Origin of the sequence: Spirosoma profusum (assembly GCF_014699005.1) — a bacterium.
In the GTDB taxonomy this organism is placed as follows: Bacteria; Bacteroidota; Bacteroidia; order Cytophagales; family Spirosomataceae; genus Spirosoma; species Spirosoma profusum.
Genome location: NZ_JACWZY010000019.1, coordinates 117695 through 139925, shown reverse-complemented (window position 1 = coordinate 139925; position 22231 = coordinate 117695). Strand labels below are relative to the sequence as shown.

General features: G+C 49.1%; 14 protein-coding genes. 1 reads left to right on the top strand and 13 read right to left on the bottom strand.

Annotation, left to right across the window (positions count from 1 at the left end):
- Positions 1-110: 110 nt before the first annotated feature.
- The 8 genes from IC229_RS21040 to IC229_RS21005 all read right to left on the bottom strand — a co-directional run bounded on the left by IC229_RS21040 (position 111) and on the right by IC229_RS21005 (position 16144).
- Positions 111-1841 (bottom strand): sodium:solute symporter family protein, encoded by a 1731-nt coding sequence (locus tag IC229_RS21040; RefSeq protein ID WP_190888988.1) that lies wholly within the window; start codon positions 1839-1841, stop codon positions 111-113.
- Between the two features lie 3 nt (positions 1842-1844).
- Positions 1845-4724 carry a hypothetical protein gene (locus tag IC229_RS21035; protein WP_190888987.1) on the bottom strand — a complete coding sequence of 960 codons (2880 nt, stop codon included), beginning with the start codon at positions 4722-4724 and terminating at the stop codon, positions 1845-1847.
- A 33-nt stretch (positions 4725-4757) separates the two neighbouring features.
- Positions 4758-7343, bottom strand: a complete 2586-nt coding sequence (locus IC229_RS21030) for a glycerophosphoryl diester phosphodiesterase (RefSeq protein ID WP_190888986.1) — start codon at positions 7341-7343, stop codon at positions 4758-4760.
- Positions 7340-8419 (bottom strand): FAD:protein FMN transferase, encoded by a 1080-nt coding sequence (locus tag IC229_RS21025; RefSeq protein ID WP_223834106.1) that lies wholly within the window; start codon positions 8417-8419, stop codon positions 7340-7342. Before IC229_RS21025 ends, IC229_RS21030 begins: the two co-directional genes overlap by 4 nt.
- Positions 8394-10196 carry an FAD-dependent oxidoreductase gene (locus IC229_RS21020; protein WP_190888985.1) on the bottom strand — a complete coding sequence of 601 codons (1803 nt, stop codon included), beginning with the start codon at positions 10194-10196 and terminating at the stop codon, positions 8394-8396. Before IC229_RS21020 ends, IC229_RS21025 begins: the two co-directional genes overlap by 26 nt.
- A gap of 1 nt (position 10197) precedes the next feature.
- On the bottom strand, positions 10198-11316 hold the full coding sequence (locus tag IC229_RS21015; protein ID WP_190888984.1) for a hypothetical protein: 1119 nt from the start codon (positions 11314-11316) through the stop codon (positions 10198-10200).
- 261 nt (positions 11317-11577) lie between these two features.
- Entirely contained in the window at positions 11578-13053 is a 1476-nt protein-coding gene (locus IC229_RS21010) for a RagB/SusD family nutrient uptake outer membrane protein (protein WP_190888983.1), read from the bottom strand.
- A gap of 112 nt (positions 13054-13165) precedes the next feature.
- Complete coding sequence (locus tag IC229_RS21005) at positions 13166-16144, bottom strand: SusC/RagA family TonB-linked outer membrane protein (RefSeq protein ID WP_223834105.1); 2979 nt, start codon at positions 16142-16144, stop codon at positions 13166-13168.
- A gap of 326 nt (positions 16145-16470) precedes the next feature.
- Between IC229_RS21005 and IC229_RS21000 the strand changes: the two genes are divergently transcribed.
- Positions 16471-17481, top strand: a complete 1011-nt coding sequence (locus IC229_RS21000; RefSeq protein ID WP_190888981.1) for a LacI family DNA-binding transcriptional regulator — start codon at positions 16471-16473, stop codon at positions 17479-17481.
- Between the two features lie 146 nt (positions 17482-17627).
- Here the strand turns inward: IC229_RS21000 and IC229_RS20995 are convergent, their stop codons facing one another.
- The 5 genes from IC229_RS20995 to IC229_RS20975 all read right to left on the bottom strand — a co-directional run bounded on the left by IC229_RS20995 (position 17628) and on the right by IC229_RS20975 (position 22056).
- Complete coding sequence (locus tag IC229_RS20995; RefSeq protein WP_190888980.1) at positions 17628-18974, bottom strand: Gfo/Idh/MocA family oxidoreductase; 1347 nt, start codon at positions 18972-18974, stop codon at positions 17628-17630.
- Between the two features lie 225 nt (positions 18975-19199).
- The gene (locus tag IC229_RS20990; RefSeq protein WP_190888979.1) at positions 19200-20333 is read right to left on the bottom strand and encodes a sialidase family protein; all 1134 of its coding nucleotides are present in this window, start codon (positions 20331-20333) and stop codon (positions 19200-19202) included.
- 254 nt (positions 20334-20587) lie between these two features.
- Complete coding sequence (locus IC229_RS20985; protein WP_190888978.1) at positions 20588-20944, bottom strand: diacylglycerol kinase; 357 nt, start codon at positions 20942-20944, stop codon at positions 20588-20590.
- A gap of 21 nt (positions 20945-20965) precedes the next feature.
- Complete coding sequence (locus tag IC229_RS20980; protein WP_190888977.1) at positions 20966-21469, bottom strand: hypothetical protein; 504 nt, start codon at positions 21467-21469, stop codon at positions 20966-20968.
- Positions 21466-22056 carry a class I SAM-dependent methyltransferase gene (locus IC229_RS20975; RefSeq protein WP_190888976.1) on the bottom strand — a complete coding sequence of 197 codons (591 nt, stop codon included), beginning with the start codon at positions 22054-22056 and terminating at the stop codon, positions 21466-21468. The genes IC229_RS20980 and IC229_RS20975 overlap by 4 nt, the downstream gene beginning before the upstream one ends.
- Positions 22057-22231: the final 175 nt, after the last annotated feature.

Below are 22231 nucleotides of genomic sequence, written 5' to 3'. Positions count from 1 at the left end.
ATGCCGACGACAACAAGTATGTCGACTGCGCCCTAGCAGCAAATGCCCTGCATTTGGTTTCTGAAGACCGCCATTTTTCCATCCTTCGCTCCATTGATTTTCCTCGATTATCAGTCATTCGAATTGATGAATTTTTCCGCCTGATTCAAGGCTAAATCGGTTTGTCTATTTCTTGCTGCCCTCCAGGGAATCAGCGCGGCCAGCAAAATCACTACCCCAATAATGGACGTAACGGTCCCACCGACATTAGCCAGAAAGCCTAACCCAAACAGCATGATTGCCGTGAATACCAACGAACCCGCAATCACTTTCAGCCCAAATCGATTTTGCTGAACAATGGCTTCCTTTTCTTCGATTGAAGTAGCTTCTGATACGTCGTCGCGCTTCTGCTGTCGGGCTTTCTGATAGTGTAAATGCTCATCGGCGACCAAATCTTTCGAGCGAGCGTAGAGTTCATAAATCAATAGTAGCACTAGCGTCAGGCCAACCCCGATTACGGTTTCCATCGCACGCGACAATTTGAAATCCAGCAGAGCAGGTGACAGCACTTTGAAGAACAGGTTAACCGACAATCCAACACCGGTAATCCATAACGTAGCGCGACTGGTTAGCCTTTTGGAGAACAGCGCCCAGAGTGGAGGAGCCAGCAACGGCCCGCCCGTAATCGAAGAAATACTCAAAACCACTTCCACAATTCCACCCGCTTTGGGTACCAGCAACGCAATGCCAATCATTCCCAACCCAAACACCCACGACGAGCCACGTGCCACGCGAATAAGCTGTCGGTCAGACGCTTCCGGATTCATTAAACCCTTGTAAATGTCATTCGTAAATACCGCCGAAACTACATTAAGCGCCGTGTTTGCACTGGCTGATGTAGAGAAATACATGCCTGTCAGCATCAGGCCGAGTAAGCCGGGAGGCAGCACTAACTGGCAGATTTTCAGATAAGCATTTTCGGTATCCAGCCCCGTCAGCGAAGGGTCAATAACGTGATAAATCATCGGCGGCATCATCCAGATAACCGGACTAATCAGGTATAATCCAGCAAACAGAAAAGCCACTTTTCGCGCCGATTTTGGGCTGTCGACACTCGTATAGCGTTGCACAAACGTCCAGTTGCCTCCAATGTATGCGATGTGGTAAAAGACAAAAGCCAGCACGAACCCGAACGTATACTCGCCGTTCAGGACATTAAAAAAATCGTCGGGAACAGCCTTTACAAAGCCATCGAAACCACCCACACGGTCAAGCGATAAAGGAAGCAGGATAAACACAGCTGCTGACAATACCACAAATTGCAGAATATCGGTCACCATGACGGCCCACAACCCACCCACGGCGGTGTACGCAATCATAAAAATGCCCAGCCCAATCGTTGTGGGTACCAGCGGCAGATTCAGCGACGAGCTCACCAGTTTGGCCACCGGATACAGCACCGATCCTTTGATGAAAATGCTGACCAGCGTAAAAATAAAAATGTAGGCTTTCTGCACTGTCAGCCCAAGTCGTTCACGGATGAATTCGGCGGCTGTGAGAGCACCTGTTGCTTTCCAGCGCGGAGCCAGATACAGGCCGGTTACGAGTGCGCCAATGCACATCGTCCACTGAATCGTAATGGCGACCCAGCCGTATTTGTAGGCAATGCTTCCCCAAGCCACGAACGTACCAGCCGAGAAAAAGCTCATGAACAGCGACAATCCACCAATGAACCAGGGTACGGCCTCTCCACCCGCAAAAAACGATTTCAGGTTGCGTCCTGTCCGGGCAAATAACATCCCAATTCCCAGCACGAAGGCTGAGAAAATGACAATGACGGCGGTATCGATGGTCGTGTTCATGAATTAATTACGTAGCGTAATAGGGTCGATGGCGATGGACTTCCCATCCAGACCAATTCCTTCTAATTTGTATTCCAATGCTTGTTTCGGGTCAGCCAGATGGACGCTGAACTCATAGGGATAGCGCGTATCCTCAACCGTTTTCCACTCCTGATTCCCAAGCCGATAACGTAGCGTCACCTGTTTGAGCGTTTTTTCGGTCGCATCAGTGAAGATGTACGCATCCGAAAATTGCGGCACTAGATTAAACAGCATCCCTGTCACAGTGCCTAGTTGCGTAGCAGTTTCTTTTCTGCTGAAAGCCTGCTGCGGAGACGTAGCAACACTGGCCGACGTACCATTTCCGGTTTCTAGAGAAGCCTGTTTCTGTAACGGTACGTCCACCTTCAATCCGTGAATCTTGATGCCAATCAAACCAATCGCCGGTACGTTGGCAGACAGTTTCCCATCGGTCATCGTGCCTTCTACTGACGTACCGTCAGCCTGATAAATTGTAAGTTTATACGTCTGGGCTTTGTTCCACGGAATCAGATCAGGTTGCAAATTGAGCGTTGACGTAACGGCTTTATTCGCTGTATTCATCAGTACCACGTAGAGATCGTTCTGCCCAACGCCAAACAGATGATTCAGCGCGATGTCATTTACTTGTAAAGCATTCGCTGGGAGCCACAGCCGTACGTCTTTATTCCCGAAAATCTCACCCGCTTTATGCCCATACACCTTACTACTCAGGTAGGCATAACCGGGCGCGTAAGCCGACGGGAAATTCACCTTCCCTTTCGACATCCGATACGCATCGCTGACCAGAAAATCCATCACCAGCGCAATGTGCGGCCAGATGTGGTTGAAAAAAATGAAGTTGAATTTGATGTCCCAGTAATCATGCAGCGGGTAATCAGGCGACTGATAGACGTTGGTATTCAACGTAGTAAAATAATAACCGGGGAAATTAGCGTATCGCCCAACGACCGCGTTATAAGCTGCATCTCGAAACAACGTATCGTTGGATAGATGCGCCAGCCGAAGCAGGTAAGCCGCATGATGAGCCAGCATAATCGGGCCATTGCCGACGTAGGTATGCGGCTGCTCGGGTGATAAACCCACCAGCGACGTACGCCAGGCGTCGATTTTCTGTTCGGGAGCCTGAATCGTGGCGTCAAATCCGGGCAAAAAATCAAGGCTGTTAATCTTGTAGCGTTTATGCGCCTGCCCCTTCACCATTCCCCCCTGATTGACAGTAATGGTCGAATCAGGCGCCATCGGATTGGAACGTAACCAGAGCAACATCTGACGTGCGCCGGTAATCGAAGCCTCCAAATACCGCGGTTCCTTTGTCTCTTCGTAAAGTTCGAGCAGGTCGAGCCAGCGGGGCGTAAAATCGGTGTAAAACAGGGCTTCGGTATCTTTCAGGCCCGCATTGGTCTGGAAGTTGGTTGGGTATTTGCCTAGTTCCTGCTTGATGGCGGCATCCGCTTGATGGCGCGTTTTTTCGAGATCAGCGGGGTTACGTAGCATCCGGTAGCGGGCCAGAAAATCCTGCCATGAATCACCACCGGTAGCCGTATTCAGATTCAGTTTTCGGGCCGTACCGAAAATGCGCTCCGTTTCGAGCCGAAACGCCGAAGTTCGTCCGCCCGTCATGTCGTGCAGACCTGATAGTTCACCGATTTCAACGCAAGGGCCTTTTAGAAAGTGCGACGGACTTTGCAGCCGTATCGTGTCGGAAATAGCATACAGGTATTTCTCCCGCGACATTACGTATTCCATCATCGGCAACGCCCGACGGCGGTAGATTTCCATACTGCCCGTACTCAATGCCACACCCAACGCGTGCAGAGCCGATACGTTCTTCACCGAGCCCACCACATCCTGCACGTAATCAGAACCTTTCAACTCTTCGACCCAACCACCGTACGGCCCCATCGCATAGTCAATCATGTTCTGAAGCGTCTGATTGAGGGAAACGGTGGCGTTCTGGCGTTCTTTTTTGTAGTGAAAAATATCGCGCAGAATGAATTGCGTACCAGCGTACCAATCGCCTGGATGCAGGACGTAACGTAGTTTGAACGAATACGTTTTGCCGGGTGCCATCTTCGAATCTTCGCCACCCAGAATCGGCGCAAACAGCATCGGGCGGGCTTTTCCGGCTTCGTCACGTAGCACCAAACCAAAGCGCGAATTTTTGGTAAACGCGTACCGATACGGGATTTCGGACGGATCAGGCGCGACACCTTCGGTCAGTCCGTTTGTATTTATGAACGTAGCAGCCGTGAGTGCAAACGCTTCGGGCGCCAGGTACGATTTGTTCGGAAACCTCCGCCACGACCAGGTCATGGGCTGATACAGAAACTGGACATTGGCCGTATCAGTCGGCGTTAAGCCTGTGAATCCCAACGAATAATACGCTTCCGCTTTTGGAGTTAACTGCATCTCAATCACAGGCGCTCCCTGGCCTGATGGCAACGTAACACGCAGCGCCAAACTGCCTTGCGACGTTTCTTTAAACGAAAAAATCAACTCGCTACGTTGCCCTTGCCGAACGCTCACTGCCTGATGATACGTAGCGGGTGCGACCTTGAAAGCATCACGTTCGATGTCGGTCGCCGAACGTTTCCAGCCGCCAATCGGGTAGCGTGTTTTCTCAGCCGCCGTATTTTGCAGATTTGGGTTCTCCGTCGTGGATTGCAGCAATAATTCAGGGCGAATATTCCGGCGTAAATTGCCTTTCGTGATAGTCAGCACCGACTTTGCATTGAGCCGAGAGGGCACCGTAATCTGGTACGTATCGTTGCTGATAGTCAGCGTTTGCTGCGACCAAGCTGGTAGGCTGGCAGCCAGCATCCAACTACTAAGCAGGGCGAAAACCAGATTCTTTAAATTCATGAACGATTGCGTTTAGGTCTGTTACGTTGAGTTTTATTGCCATTCGTACGACCAAACCGCAATTCCGAAAGCCGGAAGCTGAATGGCAGGGTTGGTTCCAGACAAAGCTTTGCCGTCGGACAAGGATTTCAGATTTCCTTTTCCAGTACGTAACACTTCTGGTTTTAGCTGAATATTGGCGGTCGTAGCCTGCGCCCGATTGTTAAGTAATACGATAAATAACTGTTTTTTATCAGGTGATTGGGCCAGTACGTATTCTACGTTTGGATTATCTGGAGTCACTACGTTCTCGCGAACCAGCAATTCTGCCGGTTTTCCATAGATACGTCCGGGTGCGAAGCCGTACGTCTGGTGCGGACCAACTTTGGGCGTCACAAACCCGCGCGGAAACGTTACGTTACCCGCCGAACGTAACTCGGCCTCGGCCAGTAGATAATCGGTTAGCCAGCCAATTTGCCACCAGGCGTGGTGCGGATACGGCCCAGCGCCCTTGTTCATGGCATTCCAGTAGTAAGAAGCCACACTAGTCTGCGGGTCGACAAACGCATAACGACCGACGGCGGCTGCCCGCGCCATATCCGCAAAAATAGGTTCTTTGGTCAGGCCGTACATCCGAATGAACAACCCTGCGTGACTTGCCAGTTGAATCGGTCCGTGCCGCGTGGCCGATCCGAAAATGCCGCCATGTTCGAAACTCAAACCCGTCTGACTGATTTCCCAATCTTCGCGGGGAACACCGTTCACTGTTTTCGGTTGATGGCTGGCAATTGGGTGCGTGTAAATTGAGGTTGTGTACACTTTGGCTGCGGTGATAGCGGCTTTCTGGTAGCGCGCGTCTTTCGTCAGGTCGTACAAATCCAGAAAAGCCTGCGCCGTTTGCCCGGTCGCGAAGTCGGGTGCGTAGCGCGCATCGCCACAAACGCCGAGGTAACTACCGGTTTCGATGGCATTTTTGAGCATCCACTCCGCCCCTTTTCGAGCGGCATCCAGGTATTTTTGGTCTTTCAGCAAGCGGTAGGCAACTAACAGGCCGTAGAACGTAGGGCGAACGTCCTGCACATCCTTAAAAATCTCAGCGTCAGTATGATGGTCATACGCTACGGCCCAACTTCCGTCGCCCTTCTGCCAGCTCAACAGACGGTCGGCTCCTAACTTCAGCCGTTGTTTTAGCTCAGCGTTATTTGGCTCAAACAGGAGCATGTTCCCGACGTCGAGCATGGTGTAGTACGTAACGCCGATGGGTTCCATTACGTCACCCCACTCCTCCACAAACTTTTTGGATTTGGCAAGATAATATTGTCCTCTGACAGCGCCTTCAAAAAAACCGGATGTAGTCTGTTGCTGTACCAGTTTGAAATTCAGCGCATAAGGCAATACGTTCTGCGTCAACAGCGGGTCTTTGGTAGCCGTGGCCAGCATCCACATCGCGCCATAATCCGAATTTTTCATGGCGTCTTTGTTAGAGCCAACTACACCACCCAGATATGATTGTGCACCGATTTTCTTTCCGTCAAATTCCTCTACGTTCCAGAGCGACGTTTTCGGGTCGATGAGGTAGTGGTGCATTTTCTGGATCCGGTCGGTCAGCGATTGCTTGTTTTGCCGGATCGATAGTGATTCCTTAAACTTATACACATCGTACACAGCATGATTCAGGGCTTTGAACCAGTCTCCATCGGTCAGGCTATAGCGAAAGGTGTAGCTCACCGTTTCGCCAGCTTTCATCGCTGATTTCTCTTCGCCCAAAACGGGGTAGTACAGTGTCGGCGAAAGTTGCGCCTTGCGATTCATGTGCGACAGACCAAGTTGCCAGTCGGTCTGCGTAATTTTGTCGTTCGCCCACGGATCACGAGACAGACCGGGTTCAGGAATAACAGACAACGTGATACCGTTACGTATGCTAATCATGGGCGACAACGTACTGGCACTACGTTCGTGATACACAACCGGCAGTGTCGGAATTCCGTGTCCGTAGGCGTAGGCGAGCGCAAAGTTTTTCTGGAACGTATTACCCTGAAAATAACCCGGCACTGTTGCCCAACTCAGTTGCGATTCAGCAACTGTAGCGAGTGTTGGGCTTGCCAACGAAAAATAGCCTTCTTTTTTAGCCGTTAGCCGTTGCGTCACTACTACGTCCGATGGAAATTTTGGGTCAAATCTCCATTCTGTCGTAATCGTTGCTACGTCGGTTTCCTGGCGAAACGTTACGTTATTCTTACCGTTTGTCTGGACGCCTTTCGGGAAAAAGTGAATCGCTTTTCCGGCCGTATTTAATGAGACAGAACTCGTCGTTTCTGACCACTGTGCCTGTTGGTAATGGTATTTCGGGCCGGGAAATTCTTCGCCGGTAATGCTTTTGAACGTAGTGTCTGGCTTGTCGGATGGTTTTTCGACGGCATACAGCAAGGTATTTTCGCCCGATGGCGTACCGATTGTCTGCCAGCCATTTCCCCGCCGAACCTGAAGTTCCTTTAACGCGAAACCACTGGCTGTTTTTGTCCAAGTCAGTTTCACGCGGTCATTCGCCAACTGAGGCAACCCCGACTGACTTTTTGCTACGTTACCTACCGCAAGCAGCAACGCAAGTACATAAACGAAAAAGAACGTACTGTTTTTCATAAAGTTTTCACGCCATTGGTGGCGAATACCTGGAGCTTACCCTCACTATCGGTATAGAGTAGATAAGCATCTAATTCGGGGTGGGTTTCTAGAAAACGCTTCGTTTTTTCCAGTCCCATCACCATAAACGCGGTATCGTAGGCATCGGCCGTCATAGCATCGGCGGCAAATACTGTTACGCTCAACAAGTCGCTTTGCTCCATCAGACCCGTTTTTGGGTTAATAATGTGGCCGAATACCTGCCCGTTCGATACGTAGCGATTCCGGTAATTTCCTGCCGTAGTCATGGCTCGATTCGTTAGCGGCATTTTGGCCTGCAACTGCTCAGGACGTAGCGGATTGGCAACGCCTACTGTCCAGAACTGCCCCTCCCCTTTTTGTCCTTTTGCCCGAATCTCCCCTCCAACTTCTACCATGTATTGATTAATACCTTTACTTTCCAACAGCTCCACCAGCACATCAACCGTGTACCCTTGTGCGATGCCATTCAGGTCGATGCGAACGTTTGATTTTGCTTTCCTGATCAATACCGCATCGAACGTAACGTATTGAAATCCGACCAGTTGAAGCAACGAATCGACGTTTGCGTTTTCCGGCGATCCTACTTTTTTAGCGCCGAATCCATACGCTTCGACCAGTGGCAAAACGGTTGGATCAAAAGCGCCCTCGCTGGCTCGAAAAACCTCAGCCGCTTTTTTAAGCACCGGATAAAAATGCGCCGATCGAAACCGATGCGTCTCCCCCCGATTAAACTGAGAAATCTCAGAATCAGGCTGATACAGCGACAAACATTTGTCAATATCGGTCAGTACCGACTCAACTTCGGCTTTGACGTTACGTTGCCGTTCGTCGCGGTATTTGATGTGATACGTTGTTCCCTGCGCTTCCCCTTCCAGACTGATTAACGGCGTTTCTGTTGCCATTTTCATTCCGGTTAGTAGGAACAGAAACGATAATAGAAGCACCCCCAACCGATTCGTCGGACCGCCCCTAAAGGGGACTAAAGAAGCCCCCTTTAGGGGCGGTCCGACGAATCGGTTGGGGGTATCATCAGGGTTTAGCAGTAGTCGGTTCATCTTTGATAATCCCCATCAGTTCAGGCAGGTGCGCCTGATAAACGCCCCGTGGCGACGTATTATATTTTTTCGCTACGTAGGCGGCAATGCCAACCACTTCGCCCATCATGCCACAGGTGCGCATCACGCGGGTGCTGCCGAATGCGACGTGAGTCGTGCTGATGTTACGTCCGGCCATGAACAGGTTCGAAATATTTTTCGAGTATAGGCAGCGATATGGAATGGTGTAAGGGGCAACTTTGATGTGCTTCGTTCCGGCGAAAAACTCCTGTCCTTCAAAGTATTTACTGTTTTTGGCGTCGGGAAAATGTAGGTCGATGGTCCAGGTAGCGGTAACGGTGCCATCGGAGTGTTGCTTGCCTTCCTGAATGTCCATCTGATTCAGAATGTGGTCGCCAATGATCCGACGCGATTCACGTTTGCCTCCGATGTAGGCAACCCAGGCGAGTTCGCGTTTGGCGTATTTTTCTTTCTTGTTGTTTTTCAGGTACGACCAGTTTCCGAAAATGGCCCGTAGGTTATGGTCGCGGATTTTTTCAGCATCGGTGATAGTGTTGAAATTGCCGAAACCCGTTTCCCACTCCCAGTCAGCTTTGGGGCTGTCGATGTGATATTCGTCCGTGAAGGGAAGCGCCCAGGGCGTTTCCGGGAACGCCGATACGGTATCACGCTCCAGCGATGCCCACAGATTCGACGTACCCAGCGTGAAATCGTCTGATTTTTCGGCCGCCAGCGATTCGCCCGTTTCGGCTTTACTTTCGCGCCCAAACCGGTATTCGGCACCAACCAGATGTCCCAACGTGCCGTCTCCGGTGCAGTCGGTGAAGAACGTACCACTGAAACGTGTTTCCTGATTCGTGGCAATGTCGCGCCCGACTACTGCTACGACCTTGTCGCCCGATTTTTCGGCTTTGTAAACGTGTGTGTTCAGGAATAACGTAATGTTACGTTCGGCTTTCACGATGTTCGTTTTGCGCGCATCGCCGTATTCCTTTGCGTCGGCATTACCGTTTCCGGGGTCGCCGTTGTCCATTTCGCGCACGATACGTCCGAGTTTGGGGTAATGGTTTTTGTCAGTATCACCCATCAAATGCACCCGAATTTCGGAACTATTGTTGCCGCCCAAGACCGGCCGGTCCTGAATCAAAGCTACTTTCAGACCCATACGAGCCGCCGAAATAGCCGCACAAGTACCAGCAATTCCACCACCCACAACCACCAGATCAAAGTTGCCCGCATCGGTAGTTTTGCCACTCAGATTCAGCAGCTTGTTCCGAAACGCAGTCAATTCTTCCTGCTTGTTGGGGGGCGTAAATTTGGGGGTGTTCGTAAACAGAATCGCGTCGCAGCGGCCATTAAAACCGGTCATGTCGTGCAGGGCAAGAGCAACTTGTTCGTTCGTTACGTTCACTTCGCCCCCGTCATACCATTTCCACTCGTCAGAACCGCTTTCGCCGAAAATCATCGGTAAGGACTGGTTATCGAGTTTAACCTGAAATTTGCCCGGCCCTTTCGGAAAAGGTGCCCAGTCTTTGGTACGTACCCAAACGCGATACTTCCCTTTCTTTGGAAATTTGACGGTTGTAGTTGCGTCTTTTACGGGTCTGCCCATGCCGTGCGCCATGATGTACGACGAACCCTGTACTACAAACGATTGCTGGTCGATAACCCAGCCTCCTTTATTTTCGAACGACTCCGTTTCGACGAAAACCTGATCCTGCGCCAACAGTTTCAGACTGACTATCAGGCAAAATAATAGGCTGAATAGTGTTTTCATATTATTTATTGGTTTGAGTAGCGCTACGTTCAAATGTCTTTAACTGAGCAATAACTTGCTGATTTTTAGACTTCAACTTCGTAAGCAATTGATAAATCGCATTACCCTGTTCCGAATTGGGGGCGTTGAGCCGGCGGGCTAACTGTACCTGTGCTTTGTCAGATAAACTCGGTTGTTTCGCCAGCAGCTTCAGCATCATTCCCGATTGCTCCTGATTGGATTTCGGAATTTCCTGAGCAATGGCTTCAGCTAATGGTGCGCGAAACGGTACGTTCGTCAATTTTTTCAGGATGGCGATCTGGAAGGCATAACCGGCTTTCTGATACGTTTCCCACAACCAGCTTTGGCGACTGTCGGTCTGAAAAAATCGGTTAGACAGTTTTTGCAGCGCGTGCCGAGCCGTAAACAGGTTTTTCCCCTGAACAATTTTCAATACGTCGGGCATGAATCCCGGATAAATGTCGCCCTCTGACGTAATAACCCGTTCCATTGCCCAATACTGATAATCAAAGTTGTTGCTGCCCAGAAACCGATGCAGCAACGTATCGTCCTGATAGGTTTCGGTTATCCGCCGAATCTCATTCACTACGTAGCCGTGGGCAATGTGCCAGAGTGTATAACACGTATAAACGGCTCCGTCAATAACTTCATTCTTAACCGTTTTCAACGTAGCGCCTGCCTTCGCATCGACCGAATCTGCCAGATTTTCAGTGCCTTTACCAACCAGATCGTTCATCGCTACGTCCTTCAGCAGCGAACTGGGATTGTGTAAAATTCCCTGCAACTTATCGTAGTCTTCCTGTTTGAATTCCTTGTGATCCATCTTGGTAAGCACCTCGCCCGGTGGAAAATCGAAGCGCTGGTAGTTACCCAACAGATCCCAGTAGAAATTGATGTAAACGGGTTTGCACTCACCCGTCAGACAAACCGGCGTGAAAATGTTCCGAAAGAAGTAGGCTGGTTGACCAGCATCGTCAAGCACGAGTATGAGCGTGTACGAGGTTGTGTCGTTTTCACGGATGTGAAACTCCCGGATTTTTCCGGGGTCAATCGCGTACGACTGCCCGAAAAAAACAGCTAGCATCAACCCGACAATGACCAACCAACCGCGCCGTTTCATTTTAAACCTATTATGGAACCGCACCAGCGGCCCGGGCGGACTTTTATGACCCTTTGATTAAACCTGTTTAAACTTTTACTCGATTGCGACTTTTGTCATGCTGACGAAGGAAGCATCTTAAACTTTCCTTATTAATACGTTAGGATGCTTTAAGATGCTTCCTTCGTCAGCATGACAAAAGCGCACATTTAAGACTTGTTCGAAAACTAAAACAGGTTCAATCATAAGGAGCATAAAAATCTGCGTTCTATCTATCTCAACTTATTTCCAGTCCGGATTTTGCTCCAGTTTCAGGTTTGCGTTTAGCTCATCCTGTGGAATCGGGAAATATTTGTTCTTCGCTGTTACCGTACGAGTTGGATACACAGCGTTTACTGCTTTCGGAATTACCGTCAGGAACTTGTTGGTACGTGTCAAATCATACCAGCGGTCGCCTTCGGCGAAGAATTCCCAGGCGCGCTCCTGAATAACGGCATCGATGAACGCATCTTTGCCGAGGCCAGCCTGTAAATTAGGGAGTCCTGCCCGTGTGCGTACGGTGTTGATATACCCATAAGCGGCTGCCGATCCGCCATTCAACCGGGCTTCGGCCTCAGCCGCAATCAGGTATGTATCAGCTAGTCGCAGAATCGGAATGTTTGAAATATTGCCCTGCGTTGAATTCGGGTCCTGATATTTTTTGATCAGCACGGCATCCGTCGTAATCGGTGTAATGCTCCGTTGGGGAATAATTTTTCCGCTTCGGTCGACATAGTTTGTATCGAGTAGTAGCCGCCGTTTATCAATGGGATTAAACGATCGATAAAAGGACATATACGCGAACATCGAGCCAAAAGTCGTTCGTCCGTAATCAACGCCAGCACTACCCACCGGACCACATAAACCTACCAATTGATGCCCCCGGCCCGGCGAGATAGGGTCTGATTCGAAGGCCCACATGTTTTCGATACGTGCAGCATCTTCCTGGTCGAATTTGTAAACGTTACGGACATCGGGCACCAGCGAGTATTTACCCGACGTAATAACCGACTGCGCTTTTTCCAGTGCTTTTGCCCAATCTTCGTTATACAAAGCTGCCTTGGCGTATAACGCATTGACCACTTCTTTCGACGGGCGACCTTTATCTACTGCTGGATACGAGACTAAACCAGCCGCAAACGCCTGATCCAGATCGGCGTAAATCTGTTTGTACACGTCGGCTTTAGGGCTTTTGCCTACTACAGCATCCGTTTCCGAATAGCTTGGCGTCGTTTTGATGGGCACATCGCCGAAGTTTTTGGTCAACGTAAAGAGGTAAAAAGCCCTCAGGAAATACGCTTCGCCGATGATCTGTTTCTTGCGTGTTTCGGCCATGTTGGCGGCTGGCACTTTGGCGATAATCCAGTTGGCCTTTTCGATGCCATCATAACCCGATGCCCAGATCTGCTGGGGCGATTCCATGGTGCGGTTGTTACTTTTCTGAACCGTATAGTTGACGTCGTACGTAAAGAGTGTCAGCGTATTACGTCCAACCACGCCACGTGGGTAAGTTTGGTCGTCACTGAAATCAGGCACCAGCGTTAGCGCGGGTCCGCTACACATATCGGCCAGTGGATCATAGGCCGCAATCAGGCCTTTTTCGGCATCGGCCGCCGTCTTGTAGAACGCTTCGGTATAGATGGACGAGTAAATGGTTTCGTCCAGTTTGCAGCCTGCCAGGCAAAGCGCTGCGAGTATGGGGATGAGTATTTTTTTCATTTGAATATGTCTTGAACCAGGATTTTAACAGGATTGAAAAGATTTACAAGATTGAGACTAGAAGACAAAATCTTGTAAATCTTTTCAATCCTGTTAAAATCCTGGTTCTGATTTATAGCGTGATCTGCAAACCTCCCAAAAACGACTTCGCTTGTGGATACACGAGGTTATCGATACCAATTTGTGTGTTAGAACCAGCGTACGTATTGACTTCGGTGTCGAAGCCGCTGTATTTCGTGATCGTGAACAGGTTGTTGGCGCTCACGTACACCCGAAGATTCTGAGTGCCTTTGATGCGGGGCAGCGTGTAGCCCAGCGTTACGTTCCGGCAACGCAGGTACGAACCATCTTCCACTACGTAGTTGGTAACAGGCAGGCGACTTCCCTGCGCCGGACTAACGTACTGATTGCTGGGGTTAGTAGGCGTCCAACGATTGACGACGCCCTTGAACAGGTTACGCCCACCCAACGGAACTTCGAACGATAGGCGGCTGGCGTTATAAATGTCGTTGCCCTGCGTACCCGACAGGAAGCCGCTGAAATCGAAGTTTTTGAACGAAAGATTTGTCGAAAAACCGTAGATGAACTTCGGATTCGGATCGCCTGTAATGACCTGATCGGCAGCCGTGATGGTGCCATCGCCATTGACGTCTTTCACTTTGTGGCCACCCAGCCGTCCATCGTAGCCCGGCGTAATCGATTCGCCAGTTTGGTTGATACCATCGAATACGTAGGTTTTGAACAGGCCGAGCGGGCTGCCTACTTTCAATACGGTATAAGTCGTTACAAAACGTTCCTGCGTAGTGCCTCCGTCCAGGCTCAGCACTTTGTTGCGGTTGAACGTAGCGTTGGCCGATACGCTCCATTTTAGGGGGCCATCCAGAATCCGGGCATTGGCAGCCAGTTCGAGTCCTTTGTTTTCGAGTGCTGCGAAATTACCCGTAATGGTGCTGTAACCCGAACTCAGCGGGAGGGCTTTTACGTAGAGAAGATCATCGGTTTTTTTCTGATACACATCGACGATAAAGCTGATACGGTTGTTCAGTAAACCAATGTCGAGGCCAACATCGGTCTGGGCTGACCGCTCCCAGCGCAGATCCGGGTTGGCAATTCCCGACGGATTGATGCCCGTTACGTAGGCGTGGTTGATGTTATAATCGCTACCCGAGGCCGAAACCGTTGCCAGCGACTGGTACGGATCGATTCCTGCCGCATTCCCTGTAATGCCGTAGCTGGCGCGTAGTTTCAGGTCCGATAGCCAGCTAAGCGATTTGGCAAATGGCTCTTCGATAATGCGCCAGCCCGCCGAAATAGCCGGAAAAAGACCATATTTATTGTTGGCTCCGAACCGGCTCGAACCGTCAATACGGGCCGTCAGGTCCAGAAAATATCGATCCTTGAATCCGTAGTTGATACGTCCCATATACGAGTCGAGCCGTTGTGTGCTGCGAGCACTGCTCACAGTGCGATTCAGCGCCAGTTGCAGGGCTTCGTTTTGCGTTGCATCGTTCGGAAAACCAGTGGCACTAATGCTGTTTGAGTTTGACTGACCCGTTTGGGTAGCAAACACGGCCGTAGCTTTGAATGAATGAACTTTGGCGAACGTAGTACCGTACGTCAGAATGCTCTCGTGCAACAGCGTGAGATTGTTCGAGTTGGTCTTCGAACCCGACCCTGAGTTGTCGTTCAAATCGGTAAGGCTCACAATTGATCGGGGCGAATACGTATCACGGATTCGGTTGTCCATGTCGAGATTAAACGAAGCCCGGTATGTAAGCCCTTTCATTAACGTAACATCGGCATACACATTGGCCAGCGTCCGTTGAATCACTAACTGATTCAGTATGGCTAAGTAATTCAGCGGGTTCGCATTTTCCCGATACCGACCGTCGGCCTGTTCGCCAAACGGCCAGATTGTACCATCTTCGCGGTAGGGCTTCAGAAGAGGTGGGGCACCAATTGCCGAGCCCATAATGGTACCTACTACGGCCCCACCGTCGCCAATCGTTGTCGAACCAGTCGTTACGCCGGAGTTGGTGGAACGGCTTCCCAGAATACTGGTTCCGACTTTGAAGCGGTCGCTGATGCGGTGATCGAGATTAAGACGTAATGAATACCGTTTGAAATTGGAGTTGATTATGATCCCATCCTGATCAAAGTAATTGGCCGAGAGCGACAGTTGCGTTTTTTCAGACCCGCCGTTTATCGATAACTGATGGCTCTGAATGGGCGCCTGCCGGAAAATAAAGCTCTGCCAATCGGTTCCTTCGCCCAGCGATTTCGGATCGGTGTAGAAGTTGTTCTTAAAGGTTTCGTTTTCCAGTTGGGCAAACTCGGCGGCATTCAGCAGGTCCAGTTTTCTGGCTGCATTCTGCACCCCATAATAACTATCCAGCGTAACGCGCGTCGCGCCGGTTTTGCCTCGTTTGGTCGTAATCAGTACGACCCCATTGGCCGCGCGTGAACCGTAAATAGCTGACGCCGAAGCATCTTTTAAAATCTCGACCGATTCAATATCGTTCGGATTGATGCTCGACAGCGGGCTGACATCATTAATACCGCCACTGTTCGAAATCTGAATCCCATCCACTACGTAGAGCGGTTCCGAGTTTCCGTTGATCGAGTTTGTTCCGCGAATCCGAACGCTGATGTTTCCGCCGGGAGCCCCTGTATTCTGGTTCACCTGTACCCCCGATACGCGTGCCTGCAAGCCCTGCGCTACGTTGGATACCGGGGTTTGTATCAGTTCCGACGATTTTACCGACGCAATGGAGCCCGTGGTTTCTACTTTTCGTTGCGTGCCATAACCAACCACCACAACTTCATTCAGCGAACGGTCATCAGATTGCAGTGTTACGTCGAGCGTTGAGCGATTACCAACCGTTACGTCCTGTGATACGTAGCCGATGTACGAAAAAGTCAGAACGGCGTCGTTAGGAAGGTTAGGGATTGAGAAACGTCCAGAAGCATCCGTAGTAGTTCCGCGTTGCGTGCTTTTCAGGACGACACTAACACCTGGTAGATCGCCCCCATCGGGCCCAACAACGCGCCCACTTACGGTGCGATTCTGCGCCCACGCATCCGATCCCATAAATAGGATCGTTATGAGAAGGCATACTAGAAAACGTATTCGTGTTTTCATGAGAGGCATTTCTAGGAATAGTTAAATTTTTAATGATTTAATTACGTAGCACAGTAAAAACGAAATGTTCAATTAGAGTGGGGTTAAAAAGGCACTGGACGCCTGTTTTCTCTGGGCTATTTGAATTTGGCAGATAAAGTGGCTTTTGTCAAGGAATAGTTTGATTATTTTTTTGGGAACATTCCCAAAAAAAATTGGGAACATTCCCAAAGTTAACGTCCTTGTTCAGGCCAATTTGTAAGGAAAATAGTCGAAAATTAGAAAAATACAATATCGTGCAGCGACACTTAACAACCATCATTGATATTGCGCGGCAATTAGGCATATCGAAATCGACCGTTTCGAGAGCGTTGACAGATCACCCCAATGTTAACGCCAAAACTCGGCAACGCGTGCTGGAGCTGGCCGAACAGCTAGACTACCAGCGGAATCAGTTGGCCATTTCGCTGCTCACTAATCAAACCCGGACCATAGGAATTCTGGTACCGGAGTTTATTTCCTACTTTTTTCCGAGGGTGATTATCAGCGCCCAGCAGGTACTGACGAAGGCGGGTTATAACGTAGTGATTTGTCAGTCGGGTGAGTCGTATGAAATGGAAGTATCGAATGCTCACACGCTGTTGGCGAACCGGGTCGATGGGCTGCTGGTATCGCACACCAAAGAAACCCGCAACTTCGATCACCTCCGTACATTTCAGCGAAAAAGTATTCCAGTGGTATTTTTCAACCGGGTTTGCGAAGACATGAACGTACCGAACGTAACGGTAGACGACTATCGGGGGGCGTTTGTGGCGGTCGAACATCTGATTCAATCCGGTCGTCGACGGATTGCCCATTTAGCGGGTCCCGATTCGCTGCCCAATACTCGTAATCGGTTAAATGGCTACCGTGATGCCTTGCTACACTACGGTTTGCCTATTGAACCAGAGCTAATTATCTCGTATGACCTCACGCTCGAAAAAGCGAATATCTACATCAACCACCTGCTGAATCTGCCTCAACCTCCTGATGCGTTGTTCACCATTAACGATCCTACGGCCATCGAAGTACTGAAAGTTTGCCGTAGCCGAGGATTGCACGTGCCCAATGAATTAGCGATTGTCGGCTTCAGCAACGACCCAATCTCCGAATTAGTTGAACCGGGCCTGACGACCGTCGTGCAGCCCGTTGACGATCTAGGACGCGAAGCTGCCCGGCTTCTGCTCAATGCCATGGAAGGTTCTGCTACCGAAATGCCTGAACGAGTGGTTCTGCCTACTCAACTTATTGTGCGTGGGTCAAGCTAAACACGTAGTAATGAGCGTTCAGGAGAGGGTATTCACTAAATCCAGGAGTTTAGTCAGTGATTTTGTAGACAACGTACCACTAGGGTCCCGGTGGTACGTTGTCACGTTTTGTTCTAGTTCTGTTTGGCACTTTAGGCCTGCTTTGATTAAACTTTGGGTTCCCAACCTTTCTCGTAATCGCGACGCCAAAGTTTCTGAGCTTCTTTATCATCCAGAATGTGACCGTTCTGAGGATCAATCTTCAGATCCCGGCCCACTCGCCAGGCAATGTTGCCGAGTTGCATGGCCACCACACTTTTGTAACCCAGTTCGACATCGCAGTTTGGACGCCTGTTGGATTTTATAGCATCCAGAAAGTCCATTACGTGGAGATTGTCCATACCTAAACTTGGACTTGCCGTATTACGTCCCTGCACATCACTTTCGGCGACTGATGGATTCACTTCCTTTACTAATTTGCCATCCAGATCATAAACTTTGTAACTATCGCCACCTGTATCTAAACTGCCGTTTTCACCATAAAAAATAATGCCCCGGTCGAGCCCTTCAATTTTTCGTCCGTTTGAACTTCGGGATTCCCACATTAACGATATTCTTCCCGGATAATCCATAATAATAATCTGTGTATCAGGCGTCTGCCAATCGTCTTTGAATTCATACCGACCTCCTACCGAACTAACTCGTGTTGGGAAATCAACACCCAGACCCCAGCGTGCTACGTCTACTTCGTGCGTACCATTGTTGAGCGCTTCTCCAGTGCCCCAGTGCCAGAACCAATGCCAGTCGTAATGAATTAATCCTTCCTGGTAAGGCTTTCGGGGAGCGGGGCCCTGCCATAAGTCATAGTCCAGCCACGAGGGTACTGTGCCGGGTTTGAGCGTAGTGGCTTTTCGTTTGTTGGTGTACCAGGTTTTAGCCAGATACACCCGGCCAATAATGCCCTTGTGCAACTGCTCAATACCTTCTGTCAGGGTTGGTGCAGAACGACGCTGCGCCCCCATCTGCACCACGCGGTTGTATTTGCGGGCAGCGGCAATCGCCAACTCGCCTTCATGAGGATTGTGGCTTAATGGCTTCTCAACATAAACGTGTTTGCCTGCCTGACAGCCCATAATCGCTAGCGGAGCATGCCAGTGATCGGGCGTGGCGATATAGATAGCATCGATTGATTTATCTTCCAGTACCCGACGGCAGTCTTTTTCCGATTTAGGTTTCAGTGTTTGCTTGGTTTTGGCAATGGTTTGTATCGCCTTGGGAATAGCCCGTTCATCGACGTCGCAAACGGTGCCTACTTCCCCATTTTTTTGCTGGGCAAACGTACCGCCCATGCTGTTTCCCCGACTATTTACACCAATGGTAGCTACCCGGATCAATTCATTGGCTCCGATGATCCGATTGTAACTTTTGGGGCTAAAGCCAGCCAACGTACCGCCTACGGCTACACTAACCGAACCAGCCGCTGCCTGCTTAAGAAAATCACGTCTGTTTTGCATAGGGTTGATTATACTATTTTGATGGTTCCAAACGAGATGCATGCTACGTTCCTACGACAGAATACGCCCTTCTTTAACCGTTCCGATCCCACTGATCAGGGTCATTCATTTCTCACGGAGGCATTGGACAGTACTACGTAGTAAAAGGAGGCTGTTACGTTATTCTCCTGCCTGATGCAGGTATTACCGTGATTACAGGGCCTTACATTTACTTGACGACGTACACTAATGCATTAGTCGGCCCTTGATCATCCAGACTTCAACTTCGCCCCGGCCTGAATAGCCATTGGTGCTGGTGAGGGCAATGATGGTCGAATCAGCCAGAATACTTAGACTATTCCATAATCCTGACTTTCCGGCAGGAATACTAAAGGGGACACTTTTCTGGCTGAAATTACGCGCATGGCTGTCACCGACAACGACTTTCATTTCGGCATTGGCCATTCGATTGATTCGGTTCTCAGTGCCCTGATAGGACAGTAAGGTTTCGCCCGTTGGTAACTGCCTTAAGTAAGGCGCGCCTGCATAAAGCGTATCGGGAATCGGTTCGGCCAGCGCATACCAACGGTCAGCACTATTGCCAGTTACAGGCTGATGCCAATTTTGCACGATAGTCGAATGGATCAGATAAGGTTTAAAATTATGGAAGCCATTATCTTCGATAGCAAACACAAGATCGCGGCCGTTCCTGAGCAATAACGGCGCAGGCATGCCATCCCGGCTTCCCGCCCGAAAGCTGACTATGGATGGTTCGTTTGTCCAGCTCAACCCGTTATCGGTTGAACGTAGCAGCGAAATATTTTGCTCATTCGAGGTCTGGTAGATTCCTTCGTTGGCGAAAAACAACTGGATCTCACCGTTGGGTAACTGAATGGCGGCTGGTTCCCAACAGCCGTTGCTGAATTCAAAACCAGCTTCGTAAAGGAGCCGTTCATCCTGCCAGCTTTGCCCACCATCGTAACTTTTTTTGGTACGTATGCTAAACCGGCGGGACGGGTCAATTTTGTAGGGTCGGGGATTGTAGCAAACCAGAATCGAATGATCTTTTAATTCTACTACGTCGGGAACAGCCATATTGATACCGTCCTGTCGGGGAGCTATGGGTATAGGCACCGACCAACTATCCCCTAAATCGGTACTTTTTACGGCGACAACGCTACCCGATGCCTCATAGACGGCCAGGAGTGATTGGTCATGCAATTGAATCAGTCGGGCATAACCGCTGTATCGAACGTTTGAGCCGGAAGAAACCTTACGTAGCGTTTTCTGATCCCATACAATCTGGCCTGCGTTTGAGGAAATGGCGACCGGGCTATTACTAATGGGTATAACGTAGTCAGTCAGGCCACAGCGTAGCATGAATAAAACAGAAATGAATAGCCCGAAGCGCATCGTTATTTAGTTATGAATGAGGGTTTTTGTAAACAGAAAAGTTGGCGAAAAACAAGGGCAGTTCGGACAATGGTAAGGAACGTCTTTTAGGACAATGAGTAGTAGCTAACTGGTTTCACTTGACATTACGCATAACTCATTAGTTATCAGAAGGTCAGAAATTATGAAAAGTAAATCTTCACGTCTATTTACCATCAATGGAAGTATATCAGAACTCCATGTCAAAATAGATACGGGAAATAAATAATCAGGGCGCATACTACAGCAAAGAGGCAAATGATGGTTACGGCTCCCGAAGCCAGATCTTTTGCCTGACCAATCAGTACATCCTGGTCTTGAGTTATCCGATCGGCTACTTTTTCAAGGGCGGTATTAAAGGCCTCTGCCATCCAGGCCAAGCCGATCAGTATCAGTGTAATGAGCCATTCTGTCCGACTGATCTGAAGCAGATAGTTGACCAGAATAACACCAACCGCAGCGATCAGATGAAAGCGCATGGCAAATTCATACCGGAAAGCGAGTTTTATTCCGCGCATCCCATGTTTATAACTGGCGACGTGTTTCCTGATACCGTTCATCTGCATTCTGATCGTTTCGTGTTAGGCTAAGACATGGGATAAATAGACAATACCATACGAGAATAAGCAGACCATCCTTTTACCGTCTAGAGAGGTCAGTATATTCTGCTTATCCAGTTTGTCATCGGCAGCAAAAACAGCAATGAACCAGCAAATGAGCGAGATCAGAATGTCCACCAAATCAAATCGACCATTCGTAATATGAAGTAACTGCGCTATTTCCAGACCAATGCAGACGATAAGCGGAAGGCCCGCACCATTGATTCGCACGTTTTTGAACTGGATATAATAAGGCCTGGATGTGAGCGTAATGCAAAACACCCATAATCCCTCAGGCAGCGAATAGATTATCAATTCACTCAGCGGTAAAAACCGATTGACTGCATTCCGTAAAGTAGTGTAGGTGTCGAATGAAATTATACGAATGGCGATTTCATTAACAATCGTTTTTTCTGTTCGATAGAACAAATAGATAAACAAACTGACGAGTAGCGGGGCTATGATAAAGTAGAAATGCTTTCTCACGGCTTCTGGTAAATTAAAAGTTTGAAATAGGAAGCTGAGCCAAATCGAACTTCTTTCAGCAGCTTGAATCGTCTGATTGTCGTTAGTTCATGGATGTAAAAAACTGATTTGAAGTGAACCATTCTGGCGAAAATTCTGAAAGCAAAGTCTACCTGTTTTAGCCAGTTATTTGGGGTAAAATGGTTCAGAATAAAAAGCCTTCCATTAGGTTTTAACACCCTGAATACTTCCTCTACCAGTTGTTCAGGATTATCGACGACGGCAATCACATGGGATAGAACAACGTAATCGAACTGTCCATCCCCAAACAACAGGTCTTCTCCATTCATCAGCAATAGCCGAACCTGTTTATGATATCGTTTGCTGGCAATTGAAAGCATCTCGAAAGATGTATCGATGCCAGTAACGCGGTGCTTTTTATACAAGGGCAAATTTGCCCCGTTGCCAACGCCAATATCAAGTAGATTACCAGCGGGCAATTGGTTGACCTCATCAAATAATCTAGTCTTTTGTGGTCTCAGGAAAAAATCGACCAGGGGGTAAAAGACTGAAAATTTATTATAGAAGGAATGGGTTTGACGACTCATATCGAACTACGTCCAGATTCATGGTTACTTCGTTTAAATGCTTATCCTACGTTATCAAATCAATCATTAAATAATTGGTTTATATCCCGAGTATAGACCAATTTCCAGCTTGCCTGAGTTTACTTTGAAATTCAAAGTAATAGTAGAATTTGTATTAAAACAAGCGTTGCTTTAA